Raw genomic sequence first — 13,165 nt, forward strand, 5'->3', positions numbered from 1 at the left:
ATGTTCCTACCTCTTTCTTTTATGCTTAGAAATGTAGTTGTCATGCTTTACAAGGAAGCGTATCCGGTCTCGGTTCGTTGACGCAGCAGATGCATGGATTTTATATAGCTTTCCAATTCATGGAGCGTATGTACCCCACGACGTTCGAGTTCTTCAATAAACATAAGAAATAATTGGGCAGTCATCAGTGCGTCGCCAAGCGCAGTATGCCGTTCTTTTATCTCGATGTTGTGCTGATCAAGCAGCGTATCTAGTCCATATGATGCGTTGGTTGGAAGCAGATGATAAGCCAGGGTCATCGTGTCGATAACAGGGTTATACAGCTTGGTTCTGCATAGTTTTTTGAGGCGGCTGTTCAAAAAGTTCATATCAAAGTCAGCGCAATGCGCCACCAAGTAGCTGTCATGAATAAAGGTAAGGAATTTGTGGAGTACCGGCAGCGCTGGGGGAGAGTCTTTTACATCATCATTCGTAATTCCGGTAATCTCTGTAACGATAGGTGGAATAGGCTTATTCGGATGAATGTATTCGTGAAAATATTCACTTTCATGAATTTGTCCGTTTTGAATGATGACTGCTCCTATCGAGATAATCTCGTCTCCAGCAAATGGGTGAAATCCAGTTGTTTCTGTATCGAATACAACAAAGCGCATGGAGCGCAGATGGCGATCCGGATACGTACGATGCCGGATGCTGTCAGTCATTTCCTTCACATTTTGGATCAATTCAGGGTCAAGAATGGGCTTCTCTTTATACCAGTTTGTCGTGATGTGCTTGATGTATTTACTAAGGGGAAAAGGGTACATCATCTTCACATCCTTCTCTCTATCTCATTTATTAAGCATATCATAAAGTAAAAATAACGAACAGATTTTTTAGAAAATTTAGATACCGCTTTCTTCCTTGACGAATATGGTTGGGAGGGGTACCATGAATGAAAAAGAACCACTAGGGGTGCCGCAGGCTGAGAGAAGCAACCGCTTCGACCCTTAGAACCTGATCCGGGTAATTCTGGCGAAGGGAAGTGGATGGATGCTGCCGCATCGTCGGCCTGCTCGTACAAGAACGGTAAGCGCCATTCCACTTGGAGTGGCGCTTTTTGCTGAGCGCATGCAAAAACGAATCCTGCATGCCGCTATATTCATCATAAGAAAAGAGGTATCTGTATATGAGCATATATAAAGCATTAACAGTAGCAGGGTCTGATAGCGGAGGCGGAGCAGGGATTCAAGCCGACTTGAAGACATTTCAGGAGCTTGGCGTATATGGTATGTCTGTTCTCACCGCGCTTACAGCGCAGAATACAAGAGGCGTACACGGGGTGCATCCGATTCCACCGGCATTTATTGCCCAGCAAATGGATGCAGTATTATCAGATATCGGCACAGATGCAGTAAAAACCGGAATGATATTCGATAGTGAGATTATTCAGATGGTAGCCGATAAGCTAAAAGAATACAACGTGCCTAATTATGTGCTTGATCCAGTAATGATCGCTAAAGGCGGTGCTCCGCTTCTCCTAGAAGAGGCAGTACAGGCGGTAAAAGAATATTTGCTGCCTATCGCAACCGTCGTAACACCAAATCTTCCAGAAGCAGAGGTGCTTACCGGTCTGCGTGAGATTACAACCAAGGAGCAGATGAAAGAGGCTGCACGCATGCTTCATGGATGGGGTGCGCAGCATGTAGTTGTGAAGGGAGGACATGGGACGGGAGAGATCGTTACAGATATTCTGTATGATGGCCACGAATTTATAGAGCTAGAAGCGGAGCGTTTTTATACGGAGCATACGCATGGTACCGGCTGTACTTTTGCCGCTGCAATTACAGCAGGACTTGCGGCAAAGAAGCCGGTACGAGAAGCGGTGGAACAAGCCAAACAATTTATTACTGCAGCGATCAGTAATCCATTGGGGATTGGACATGGGCATGGTCCAACCAATCACTGGGCATATCGGACAAAGGGAAAATAAGAAAAGCAAGCGGGGCGTCGCTGCCTCGCTTGCTTTTTGGGTTATACGGTTGCTTTTTTCGCGGTACTTTTTGTACTTTTATCAAGTGCGGCTTTGATCTCGTCCAACTTCGTTATAATTTCATCATCAAGTCGTTCATCAAGTTTTTCTACTTTCTCCTCTAACTGAATGACCAATTGTGCCAACCGGGCAATTTCATCTTTGTTTGGCAGATTGTTCTCGGTAAGGAGTTGATCGACCATCTTTTTATATTGATCCTGGGAATAAAAAAACCACTTTTGATATTCGCCAATCATCGTCGAATATTCCGATGTTTTGACGAAGTCGTCCATCGTCTTCCCCCATGTTTTTTCCACTAGATCATACCAGCTTTTCCACATTTGAACCGGGTCGAACGTTTGATTGGATGCCATGCGAATCCCTCCTGTTTTTTAATCCCTCCTTTTTATATTACGTTCGATAGGTAAAATATACAAATAAAATTATGAAAAAATTAAAAAAGTAACGACCATGCATTTTTACACAATCATGCTCGTATAGTGAAGTGAATGGGACATACAAGGGAGGCGTGTATATGGAGAATAATAAAGAGAAGACCCAGTCTTACAGCACACCCAAAAATCTGCTTACTCCGTGTGTGCTGCTTCTCCTTCAACGAGTAAGCAACTACGGCTATCAAATTATTCAAGACCTAGTAGAGTTCGGATTTACATCTGTTGATCCTGGTTATGTATACCGTATTCTTCGTCAGCTAGAGAATGAAAAGCTTGTGCAGTCACATTGGGAAATATCTACAGGCGGCCCTCCAAAGCGCATGTATTCTATTACAGAAGCAGGAATTGAACATCTGGGCATATGGTCATGTGAATTAGAACGCTATCAATATACGTTAGATCGTTTTTTTGCAATGTATGAACGAATATTGTTTCATTCCATCGATAAAAAAAGATAAAGTGAAAGATTATTCTAAAGAAATAGGAAAAAGTATGGAATACAAAAGGATTACAAGTTAAGATAGAGGCAATAACGTACTTGGGAGGGATTATCATTGTTTCGTAAATTGAATGATGTGTCTATTAAGCTAAAGCTTACAGGCACGATCTTGTTGATCACGCTGCTTCCGTTAATGACAGCGGGTTTTTTAAGCTACAATTCTGCTTATAATAGCGTGTATGATATGACAGTACAGGATTTGAAGTACATAACGAAAATTAAGGCCGAAGAAATTAATTCTATCCTTAATGATAAACAGACCAATGCAATAGCATCAGAGAGAGTCAAAGCGATGGTGGATGATGTAGAGACAAATTATTATAAAGCTAATGGATTGAGTGGATACGCTTACATTATTGATGATAAAGGAACGGTGCTTTATCATCCGGATTCGAAAATGATCAATACCAGTTTGGCGGGTGAATCGTTTGCTAAGGATATTTTAAATCAAAAAACAGGCTATATCACGTATCCATGGAAGGGAGAAGAAAAAGTCGCTTCTTTCGTCCAACTGTCGAATGGATGGGAGCTGGTTATCGGTAGTTATTTAAAAGATATGATGAAGCCGCTCCTGTTTATTCGTATGCAAATATTTATTATTAGTCTGGTTTCATCCCTGTTTGCCATTGTTATCGGTTATATGATTGTGAATTTCTTGACCAAGCCGATGAAGGAATTGGTAGTGGCGATGGAGAAGGCGGAGGCGGGAGATATCACCGTACAAGTAACTCCGGGATCAAAGGATGAGGTCGGACAACTTACCCACATGTTCAATGAAATGATTCGTGAATTCAGAAACATGCTGCGGCAGGTTAATGAGGTGTCACAGCAGGTGGCAGCGTCATCTGAGCAACTGACAGCTAGTGCCAACGAAAGCACGCGCGCTTCCGAACAGATTTCCGAAGCGTCGCAGGAAATTGCTTCAGGCTCAGAGGGACAGATGGAGAGCGTGCGTCTAACAACCGAAGCGCTGCATAGGATGGGTGGAAATATTAAAGATATTGCCGATAAAATTCATACGGTAAAGAAAGATTCCTCCATTGTGGTTACGTATGCCCAAGAGGGAGAAAATTCCCTGAAAAAAGTTGGATTTGAGATGAATGATATTTCGCAGAAAGTAAGCGATACAGAAACGCAGATTCGTGAATTAGGCAATCGCTCGGAAGCCATTAAAGGTATCATTGGCACCATCCGCCAGATTAGTGAGCAGACGAATCTATTGGCGCTTAATGCCGCCATTGAGGCTGCACGTGCCGGAGAGCAGGGTAAGAGCTTTGCTGTAGTAGCGCAGGAAATTCGCAAGCTGGCTGAACAATCAGGCAAGTCGGCCAGCGAGATTGCTACGCTGATCTCTGATATTCATACAAAAATCGGTACCGCGGTTGCTTCGATGGGAGAGAGCAGTCAAGCTGTATCAGAAGGACGTTCCGTTGTTGGGGAAGCGGGTCAAGCTTTCTCGACGATATTGAAGGCGATTGCAGATTTGAATCAACAGATTGAGCTGGTTACCGCATCTTCAGAAACCATTTCTCAAGGAACGGAGGATATTGTGCGTCAGGGTGACGAGATTTCACGTCTAGCTTCAACCGCTGCCGCTGACACACAGGAGGTAGCGGCTGCTTCACAAGAACAGACGGCTACTATGGAAGAGATTAATGCTGCATCCGAGATGCTAGCGAAGATGGCAGAGGAGCTGCAGACGCATGTTAGCCGGTTCAAAATTTCATAGTATGTAGCTTTCCGCCACTTAATTAGCTAGAATGAAAAAAGGGGCGGGAGGTGAAAAAATGGATTACGTAGATCGCAATCGAGCTTCTTTCGATAAACTGGCAAACCAGGCGGGCGAGAAATGGCGTCATCGAGAGCTGACCATGCAGTTTATCCCAGGATTTCAGATGCTGCTTGGGGGCAACAGCGTGCTCGACCTTGGTTGCGGTGCCGGACACGATGCGCTGCGGTTGAAGCGATATGACTTGCATGTACAGGGTCTTGATATTAGCGAGGTTATGCTTGCACAGGCCAAGCAGAAGGTACAGGATGTAGAATTTATTCAAGGAGACTTCCGGCATATTCCGACCGGAGATGAATTGTATGATGGGGTATGGGCTAATGCTTCGCTCATTTACTTAACCGAAGAAGATCTGCATAAAGCGCTTGATGAAGTCTATCGCGTACTGAAACCAGGTGGGGTCTTCTTCTCCTCCTATCGAATTGGTGAAGGAGATATCGTGGTCGATAATATTTTTAATCGACTTTATAAGGAGGAAGAGATACAACGTATCCTGCGCTCGCACGGATTTCGAATTTTCGACCGTACCAATACAGGTGGAGAAGAAGAACCTTTTGTAAGCTTATATGCTGTTAAGCAATGATCATACATAGGTAGCCGCAGATTTTCTGCGGCTATTTTCCTTTTTGCAGCCGTTGTTTCGTAAGCGCCCGACGCTGGCTGCGTATTTTATACCGGTCTTGTGCCGTTTTGTAATTCCAGCGTTCTTCTTCTGATTCAGGAAGAACGGGCGGTACAGCAATCGGCTTGTCATTCTCATCAAGTGCTACGAATGTAAGATAGGATTGAGCGGTCAAACGTCTGTCTCCCGTTAGAAGATTTTCCGCTTCAACCTTTACATAGATCTCCATGGAAGTATTATGTGTCCATGACACATAGCCTTCTAGACAGATGGCTTCCCCAGTACGGATTGGAGCAAGGAAATCTAGACTATCGCTTGATGCTGTCACAACTTGTCTGCGGCAATGGCGCATTGCGGTGATGCTTGCGACTTTATCAATATAGGCCATAACATTGCCGCCGAAGATGGTTCCATGATAGTTCGTATCCGGCGGCAGAACGATATCAGTCATGATGGTACGGGATTCGTGTGTGCGTTTTCCTTGCAAAGTAACTCACCTTTCTTTTTTGGTTCTCATAGGTATGCACCTAATTTGCCCGGTATAGGCAAGCGTCGTGTCTCATCGTCCTATGGGTGAATACAGTGTAACAGATTACTAAATAAAACAATACGAATGGAGGACGTTACACGTGAATTACTATCATCAGCCCATGGGCGTCATGCAGACGATGGATGTGGAAGTGGTTAAATATCACTACCACGTAGAGAAGATGAAGTATTACGAGCACAAATGTCACAAACATGCGCATCACAAAAAATGCTACAAAAATTATTATAAGCGTTATTGTTACCACAGAAAAATGTATGAATATTATTGCAAAAAAGGCTTCCATACAATGCATGGCTATGGACCAGCATTTCCGGGACCGCCAATGAATATGGGGATGTACGGCTATCCGGCATCTTACAGTGAAAATGAACAGGTACGTGAGAGTTCGAGCAATTGAGGAAAATTGTGCTAAGAAGAACGAGCATTCCGCTCGTTTTTCTTATTTCCAGCCAATATACTGATGTGCGCGTGTGAATAGCGTAGGGTAAATGAGAAAGCCCAGTATGATGCTGGTAAGTGCAGAAGCGGCCGTATATGAAAACATAATAAGCAGTTGATACCGTACCGCTTCAATTGGACTGGTGCCTGCAATGATTAAACCGGTCATCATACCGGGTAGTTGAACAAGCCCGACAGTCTTCATCGCATCAATAATGGGAATCATACCTGCGCGTATGGCATCCCGGGTTAAGCGTTCGCTGGCCTGACGGCTCGTGGCACCGAGTGAAAGTGCAACAAGGATTTCCTCCCGCATAGAGGCGGAGCGCTCGCGCATTTGATTGAGGAGCAGCGACGAGACGATCATGCAGTTCCCGATGATCATTCCGCTAATGGGAATGACTGCCTGCGGTTTCCACTGAAGCATGCCGAATGCGAGCATCATTCCTATTGTCAGTGCGGAAACCAGTGAAATGGTGAACAAAACACGAAGGAATACATACGGAACTCCCTGGCCGCGTTTGGCTGAATTTTGAGCGGCAACGACCAACATGATAAGCAGTATGCAGATAATAAATAGCGGATGATTGCTAGAGAAAACAAATTCAAGTACGTATCCGATAGCTAGAAGCTGTACAATGGCGCGTATGGTACTGAGCAGCATGTCGCCTTCGAGCTGCAATTTCAGGCGAAGAGACAGCAGCATGGCGATCAAAACAAATCCTATAGTAGCAACAGTGGCAAGCGTACTCATTGTCTGCTCCGCTCCTCTACTCGGCCGTTCTCTAAGTGCCATGTACTGCTTCCCAAGCGTTTGGCCTGTTCAGGCGAATGGGTAATCCATAGTACGGTATGCCCTTCCTTATGGTAGGAGAGAATCTCATGTTCGATATATGCAGCGCTTTGATGGTCCAATGCCGAGGTTGGTTCATCAAGCAGGAGAACATCGGGTGAGAGGGATAGAGAGCGTGCGATGTTGACACGTTGCTTTTCTCCTCCTGAGAGTTCCTTGATGCTGCGTGACAAGTAGGATGCAGGCAGTGAAACTCGGGTGAGCAGAGCCTCCATCTCGCTCCTTGGCAGTGTTTCTCCTGCAAGCTGAACGGGATACGATAGATTGTCTGCGACAGTGCCTGGGAATAAGACCGGAGACTGGAATACATAGTGCACGCGGCGGCGCAATATAGGTGGATCTTGCTCTGTAAGCGGGCGGTTGCGGTAAAAAATCTGTCCGCTATCCGGTTCCTCCAAGCGGGTCAGCAGGCGAAACAAGGTGCTTTTTCCGGTGCCTGATGGTCCGGTAATCGTAATGAAGGCGCCCTCCTTTACTGCGACGGTAACGTTGTTGAGAGGCGTCATGCGCTCGCTCCCATTCTGATACGCTTTTGAGACATGTAATAATTGGAGCACGGAATCAGTAGCGCTCACCGTTGTTCCTCCCCTCAGTGGAGTAGATTTTTTGATTTTTCATCTGATATGTACGTATAGTATAGTATATTTAACTTCTGCGGAAAGGAAGAAGCCTTTGGATACTACATTAGCACAACAATACATATGGAAAATAGCCTATCGTCTTGTGGCGGAAGAAGAATATACTCTGCTCGGGTCCGGAGAAGGAATCATTGAGCTTGTGCGTCAGAAAGGCAGAGAATTGCATTATATACAACTTCGGTTAGCTGATTTTCTGTGGACTGCGACGCTAGAATATGACCTGCGTGAAGGAGCGGCGCATATGGAAGACATTCGGCGTCAGGTTAACGCGAAATCCATTCAAGGCCGCATCATTTATGTATGTTACGAGCCTGTAGTGGAAGCGATGCGTGAATCTTTGTCAGGAAGGCCGGGCATAGATGAGAAGTCTGTGGCGCTGACAGCGATTGGATATGAGCTAGAGGAGAAGCGTTGGATTGGAACCTGGAACAAAGAAAAAGTGCGCTTTTTTCCTCCTGAATTTTTTGATGAGACAACGTACGGAGAAGCAGAACGTCCTGCTGCGCACTGGATGCACAGTATTGAGCAGGCGGAAGCGGCGCGGGAGCAGGAGGTGCGTGCCGCATTTTTCTACGGCAAGCCGCGTCTTACGTATTTTTTTCTTGTTATTATTATTGCCATGTTTATTCTCATGGAGTTGAGTGGAGGCAGTCAGAACCCGCAGGTGCTGCTTTTTTATGGAGCCAAGTATGATCCGCTTATCCTTGCTGGAGAATGGTGGCGCTTTATTACTCCGATGTTTTTGCATATTGGTTTTATGCATATTTTGTTTAATGGAGTCGCATTGTATTCGCTTGGTTCATTAACAGAGCAGATCTATGGTTCGACGCGCTTTTTCGTTATTTACATGATCTCAGGCATCAGCGGTGTGGTTGGAAGCTTTGCGTTTTCAGACAACATCTCTGCGGGTGCATCCGGTGCAATTTTTGGTTTGTTCGGCGCTATGCTGTATTTTGGCACGCAGAATAAGGAGTTGTTTTTCCGTACGCTGGGTACCAATATCCTTGTTGTACTTGGCATTAACCTGGTGATCGGCTTTCTATCTCCTGGCATTATCGATAACTATGCGCATCTTGGTGGTTTGTTCGGTGGCTTTTTTGCCTCAGCCGTGGTGGGCTTACCTAAGCATGAAGCGCGTATCGGGGTGCGAGTTGGAGCGATGGTGCTGCTCATTCTTTTATGTTGGTGGGGCATACAGCTTGGAGGCCTGTAGTGTCTCTTTTTTCTTGGAGGCATTAGCACAGCGGAAATCATGGATAAGCCTTTTCCCTTTAGGAAATGTCAGATATAATAAAAAGTTGAGAGCCATTTTTCACGGAAAAGGGGTAGGAGTCCATGAATCAATTCAAAGACAGTGTATACAAATTGATTATCGAAACATCTACAAACCTCCCGCCGGACGTACGACGTGCGGTTGCTGAGGCACGTAAAAGGGAGAATGCAGGCACGCGTGCTGCGCTGTCGCTAACAACCATTGCGCAAAATATCGAGATGGCAGAGACGAATGTATCACCGATCTGTCAAGATACCGGCATGCCGACATTTGAAGTACATACGCCGGTAGGTGCCAATCAGATTGAGATGAAGAAAGCCATCCTCGAAGCAATTGAGCAGGCAACTAAAGATAGCAAGCTGCGCCCGAATTCTGTTGATTCGCTAACAGGCGAGAACAGCGGAACGAACCTTGGTGCAGGTACGCCGGTGATTCACTTTGAACAGTGGGAAAAAGACGAGATCGAAGTGAAGCTGATTCTTAAAGGTGGCGGCTGTGAGAACAAGAATATTCAATACAGTCTGCCGATGGAAATTGAAGGTCTGGGTAAAGCGGGCCGCGATCTTGACGGAATTCGTAAATGTATTCTGCACAGCGTATATCAAGCGCAAGGCCAAGGCTGTAGCGCCGGCTTCATCGGTGTAGGCATCGGTGGAGACCGTACAACAGGATATGCATTGGCAAAGGAACAGTTATTCCGTAAAGTGGATGATGTGAATCCAAATCCGCAACTGGCGGAGTTAGAAGACTATATTATGGAGAAAGCGAACGAGCTTGGCATCGGTACGATGGGCTTTGGCGGTGAAACCACGCTTCTTGGCTGTAAGGTCGGCGCAATCAACCGCCTCCCGGCAAGCTTCTTCGTATCCGTAGCATACAACTGTTGGGCCTTCCGTCGTCAGGGCGTATCCATTGATCCGACAACCGGAGATATCAAAGAATGGTTATACAAAGAGGGTACGGCGGATTTGCACGAAGGTGTACAGCAGTCTGCACAGTCAGGGGAGCGCCGCGAAGTGGTGCTGCAATACCCGATTACAGAAGAGCAGGTGCGCAGCCTAAAGGTCGGTGACGTTGTTATTATTAACGGCCTGATGCATACAGGCCGAGATGCTTTCCATAAATACATGATGGATCATGACTGTCCGGTTGACTTAGATGGTGGTGTAATTTATCATTGTGGCCCAGTTATGATGAAGGATGACAACGGCGAGTGGCATGTCAAAGCAGCAGGTCCTACGACCAGTATCCGTGAGGAGCCATACCAAGCTGATATCATGAAAAAGTTCGGTATTCGCGTTGTTATTGGAAAGGGCGGAATGGGTCCGAAAACACTGAAGGGCCTTGAGGAACACGGCGGTGTGTATCTGAATGCAATCGGTGGTGCAGCACAATATTATGCGGATTGCGTGAAGAAGGTGGAAGGCGTAGATTTTCTTGAGTTCGGTATTCCAGAAGCGATGTGGCATTTACAGGTTGAAGGCTTTGCCGCAATCGTAACAATGGATTCCCACGGCAACAGCCTGCATGCTGATGTAGATAAGAATTCATTGGAGAAACTGACGAAATTCTCTGAGCCTGTATTCAGCTAAGTATCATCTGAGATATTCAAGAAGCCAGCAGAGCCCCTGCTGGCTTTTTTGCTTATGCTGACCCGAAGCTCAATGATCCGCTTAGAAGAAGTCATCTCCGTTATGCTCATTGTCGCGTGCGGCGTCAATTGCCCCTAGTACGATGTGGGCGAGTCCGAATCCGGCAATCCCCCAAGCATAGGGATTATCGCTTTGCACGTCTACGTGACGGCGATTTAACATGCTGATCCCGGTTAATGTAACCGCGGTTCCAAGCACAATGGGGATTATTCCTTTTCTCATCAGTCCAACACCTCCTGCTATCAGCATGCCCGAACACGTATGGTGATATGATTGGCATTGTTTGCTTGAAAAGTGTAGTACAATAACAGAGAAGAGTTCAGGGAGAGGAAGAAAAGAATGATTTATTGGCGTTCAGTGCTGCTCGTGTTCTTAGGTGCGTGCAGCTACGGGGTGTTGTCTACATTTGTTAAACTTGCTTATAAAGCGGGCTTTATGCCTTCTGAAGTGAGCGGTGCACAGATGTTTTTGGCCATGGCCAGTATGTGGGCAGTGGCACTTTTGTTTTCGCGACAGAAAATATCAGGCAGGCAGTGGCTGGCTTTAATCGGTGTAGGGAGTACAAGCGGGTTAACAGGCATATTTTATTATCAATCGCTGCAGTATGTTCCGGCTTCCATTGCAATTGTGCTGTTGTTTCAATTCACATGGATTGGAGTAATTGTGGTGGCTTGTATGGAGCGCAGGCGGCCTGGTAGTGATAAAATCATTGCACTGCTGTTGTTGATGGTAGGGACGCTGCTATCAGGCAACTTTTTCTCTGAGGGTCTAGGTGCGCTGAACGTAGCCGGAGTGGTATTTGGCTTATTATCGGCATGCACGTATGCGCTCTTTGTTATCTTTAGCGGTAAAGTCATTGGCAATGCGCATCCGTATACAAGGACAGCGGTTATGTTAACGGGGGCTGTTCTTGTTACATTTGCTGTTTATCCGCCCGCGTTTCTCATTAACGGATCGATGATGGAAGGTCTGCTCATCTATGCGCTGCCGCTTGCGTTATTTGGTGGTGTTGTGCCTACATTATTTTTTACATTGGGTGTGCCGCATATCGGCGGCGGACTGGCAACAATATTGGGAGCGGCTGAGCTGCCTATGGCAGCGCTGATGTCAAGCATTGTACTCCGGGAAAACGTACACATGCTCCAGTGGCTTGGAGTCGCAGTTATTCTGACGGGAATTGCTGTGCCTGAGCTTATGGAACGCAGACAGAAAGTGCGTGCAGGAACATAAGCCCTTTTTGACGTTACATGACGAGTGCGGTATGTTTAATGATAGGAAGCAAAAAACGGAAAGGATGGGATGTATGGATCAGCAGTTGAATTTGTTTCAGCAATTGACAGAAGCGTGCGGTGCGCCTGGTTTTGAAGATGATGTGCGCGGCATTATGCGTGAATACATAAGCAAGACAACGGAAGAGGTCGTCTACGATAATCTAGGCAGCATTTTCGGTGTGCTGCGAGGGAATGACAAAGGCCCGAAGATTATGGTAGCGGGTCATATGGATGAAGTAGCATTTATGGTGACACGCATTACGGACAAAGGATTCGTGCAATTTCAGCCACTAGGGGGCTGGTGGAGCCAAGTATTGCTTGCCCAGCGTGTACAGATTAAGACAGACAGCGGCATGATCATGGGGGTAATTAGTTCTATCCCTCCTCATGTGCTGCCAGCGAGCCGTAAAAATAAACCAATGGATATTACAGATATGTTCATTGATGTCGGGGCCGATAATAGAGAGGATGCCGAGCGTATGGGATTGCGCCCGGGTCAGCCTGTACTTCCGCTTTGTCCGTTTACGGTGCTCGGCAATCCAAAAAAATTGATGGCAAAAGCTTGGGATAATCGGTATGGCTGTGCTTTGGCTGTCGAGATGATGCAGAAGATGCAGCATGAGAAGCACCCTAACATTATTTATGGCGGAGCTACCGTACAGGAAGAAGTAGGACTGCGTGGAGCAGGTGTGGCAGCCAATATGATTGAACCCGATCTTTTCTTTGCGCTGGATGCGAGTCCGGCTGGAGACATTCCCGGCATTCGCGATGGCATGGGTAAGCTTGGTGATGGTCTTCTGATGAGAATTATGGATCGTACCATGGTGACTCATCCGGGACTGCGAGACTTTATGATTGATACGGCAGAAGAACTTGGCATTCGCTATCAGTTTTTTGTCTCGCCAGGCGGTACGGATGCGGGAAAGGTGCATGTGACAGGCAGGGGTGTACCATCGGCTGTTATTGGCATTCCTGCTCGCTACATTCATAGCCATGCGGCAATCATTCATCGGGACGATTACGAGGCAGCAAAACAATTGCTCTTGGCGCTGCTCTCGCGAATTGATAATGATGCACTGAAGCGCATCAAGGAGCGGCAGTAGATAGGGGGAAG

General features: G+C 46.3%; 16 protein-coding genes and 1 riboswitch. Of the genes, 10 read left to right on the forward strand and 6 right to left on the reverse strand.

What is annotated here, in order from left to right; all coding sequences use genetic code 11:
• Positions 1 to 47 precede the first annotated feature (47 nt).
• A complete protein-coding gene (locus AB3351_RS17225) occupies positions 48 to 809 on the reverse strand; it encodes a 3'-5' exonuclease (protein ID WP_371148383.1) in 762 nt (253 codons plus the stop codon).
• Between the two features lie 131 nt (positions 810 to 940).
• Positions 941 to 1,040: riboswitch (TPP riboswitch) on the forward strand.
• Here AB3351_RS17225 and AB3351_RS17230 point away from each other — a divergent pair.
• Together AB3351_RS17230 and thiD are read left to right on the forward strand one after the other, a co-directional pair.
• The gene (locus tag AB3351_RS17230) at positions 1,033 to 1,182 is read left to right on the forward strand and encodes a hypothetical protein (protein ID WP_371148384.1); all 150 of its coding nucleotides are present in this window, start codon (positions 1,033 to 1,035) and stop codon (positions 1,180 to 1,182) included. Its footprint overlaps the riboswitch before it by 8 nt.
• The gene (thiD, locus tag AB3351_RS17235) at positions 1,169 to 1,972 is read left to right on the forward strand and encodes a bifunctional hydroxymethylpyrimidine kinase/phosphomethylpyrimidine kinase (protein ID WP_371148385.1); all 804 of its coding nucleotides are present in this window, start codon (positions 1,169 to 1,171) and stop codon (positions 1,970 to 1,972) included. The genes AB3351_RS17230 and thiD overlap by 14 nt, the downstream gene beginning before the upstream one ends.
• 41 nt (positions 1,973 to 2,013) lie before the next feature.
• Here the strand turns inward: thiD and AB3351_RS17240 are convergent, their stop codons facing one another.
• The gene (locus AB3351_RS17240) at positions 2,014 to 2,385 is read right to left on the reverse strand and encodes a hypothetical protein (RefSeq protein WP_371148386.1); all 372 of its coding nucleotides are present in this window, start codon (positions 2,383 to 2,385) and stop codon (positions 2,014 to 2,016) included.
• A 161-nt stretch (positions 2,386 to 2,546) separates the two neighbouring features.
• Between AB3351_RS17240 and AB3351_RS17245 the strand changes: the two genes are divergently transcribed.
• The 3 genes from AB3351_RS17245 to AB3351_RS17255 all read left to right on the forward strand — a co-directional run bounded on the left by AB3351_RS17245 (position 2,547) and on the right by AB3351_RS17255 (position 5,337).
• Complete coding sequence (locus AB3351_RS17245) at positions 2,547 to 2,924, forward strand: helix-turn-helix transcriptional regulator (protein WP_371148387.1); 378 nt, start codon at positions 2,547 to 2,549, stop codon at positions 2,922 to 2,924.
• Between the two features lie 96 nt (positions 2,925 to 3,020).
• Positions 3,021 to 4,694 (forward strand): methyl-accepting chemotaxis protein, encoded by a 1,674-nt coding sequence (locus AB3351_RS17250; RefSeq protein ID WP_371148388.1) that lies wholly within the window; start codon positions 3,021 to 3,023, stop codon positions 4,692 to 4,694.
• A gap of 58 nt (positions 4,695 to 4,752) precedes the next feature.
• Entirely contained in the window at positions 4,753 to 5,337 is a 585-nt protein-coding gene (locus tag AB3351_RS17255; RefSeq protein ID WP_371148389.1) for a class I SAM-dependent methyltransferase, read from the forward strand.
• A gap of 31 nt (positions 5,338 to 5,368) precedes the next feature.
• Here AB3351_RS17255 and AB3351_RS17260 read toward each other — a convergent pair whose 3' ends face one another.
• Complete coding sequence (locus tag AB3351_RS17260; protein ID WP_371148459.1) at positions 5,369 to 5,827, reverse strand: acyl-CoA thioesterase; 459 nt, start codon at positions 5,825 to 5,827, stop codon at positions 5,369 to 5,371.
• A gap of 178 nt (positions 5,828 to 6,005) precedes the next feature.
• Here AB3351_RS17260 and AB3351_RS17265 point away from each other — a divergent pair, with 178 nt between their 5' ends.
• Positions 6,006 to 6,323, forward strand: coding sequence for a hypothetical protein (locus AB3351_RS17265; protein ID WP_371148390.1), 318 nt, complete (start codon positions 6,006 to 6,008; stop codon positions 6,321 to 6,323).
• 42 nt (positions 6,324 to 6,365) lie between these two features.
• On the opposite strand, the gene AB3351_RS17270 is transcribed toward AB3351_RS17265, so the two are convergent.
• Both AB3351_RS17270 and AB3351_RS17275 read right to left on the reverse strand, forming a co-directional pair.
• Positions 6,366 to 7,160 carry an ABC transporter permease gene (locus tag AB3351_RS17270; protein ID WP_371148391.1) on the reverse strand — a complete coding sequence of 265 codons (795 nt, stop codon included), beginning with the start codon at positions 7,158 to 7,160 and terminating at the stop codon, positions 6,366 to 6,368.
• The gene (locus tag AB3351_RS17275; protein WP_371148392.1) at positions 7,115 to 7,792 is read right to left on the reverse strand and encodes an ABC transporter ATP-binding protein; all 678 of its coding nucleotides are present in this window, start codon (positions 7,790 to 7,792) and stop codon (positions 7,115 to 7,117) included. The genes AB3351_RS17270 and AB3351_RS17275 overlap by 46 nt, the downstream gene beginning before the upstream one ends.
• 97 nt (positions 7,793 to 7,889) lie before the next feature.
• On the opposite strand from AB3351_RS17275, the gene AB3351_RS17280 reads away from it, so the two are divergent.
• Positions 7,890 to 9,068: a rhomboid family intramembrane serine protease gene (locus AB3351_RS17280; protein ID WP_371148393.1), complete on the forward strand. Its 1,179-nt coding sequence runs from the start codon at positions 7,890 to 7,892 to the stop codon at positions 9,066 to 9,068.
• Positions 9,069 to 9,190: 122 nt separating this feature from the next.
• Positions 9,191 to 10,720 (forward strand): fumarate hydratase, encoded by a 1,530-nt coding sequence (locus AB3351_RS17285; protein ID WP_371148394.1) that lies wholly within the window; start codon positions 9,191 to 9,193, stop codon positions 10,718 to 10,720.
• A gap of 81 nt (positions 10,721 to 10,801) precedes the next feature.
• On the opposite strand, the gene AB3351_RS17290 is transcribed toward AB3351_RS17285, so the two are convergent.
• Positions 10,802 to 11,002 (reverse strand): hypothetical protein, encoded by a 201-nt coding sequence (locus tag AB3351_RS17290; protein WP_371148395.1) that lies wholly within the window; start codon positions 11,000 to 11,002, stop codon positions 10,802 to 10,804.
• A gap of 117 nt (positions 11,003 to 11,119) precedes the next feature.
• Here AB3351_RS17290 and AB3351_RS17295 point away from each other — a divergent pair, with 117 nt between their 5' ends.
• Together AB3351_RS17295 and AB3351_RS17300 are read left to right on the forward strand one after the other, a co-directional pair.
• Positions 11,120 to 12,010: an EamA family transporter gene (locus AB3351_RS17295; protein WP_371148396.1), complete on the forward strand. Its 891-nt coding sequence runs from the start codon at positions 11,120 to 11,122 to the stop codon at positions 12,008 to 12,010.
• Positions 12,011 to 12,083: 73 nt separating this feature from the next.
• Positions 12,084 to 13,154: a M42 family metallopeptidase gene (locus AB3351_RS17300; RefSeq protein ID WP_371148397.1), complete on the forward strand. Its 1,071-nt coding sequence runs from the start codon at positions 12,084 to 12,086 to the stop codon at positions 13,152 to 13,154.
• Positions 13,155 to 13,165: the final 11 nt, after the last annotated feature.

Origin of the sequence: Aneurinibacillus sp. REN35 (assembly GCF_041379945.2) — a bacterium.
GTDB lineage: Bacteria > Bacillota > Bacilli > Aneurinibacillales > Aneurinibacillaceae > Aneurinibacillus.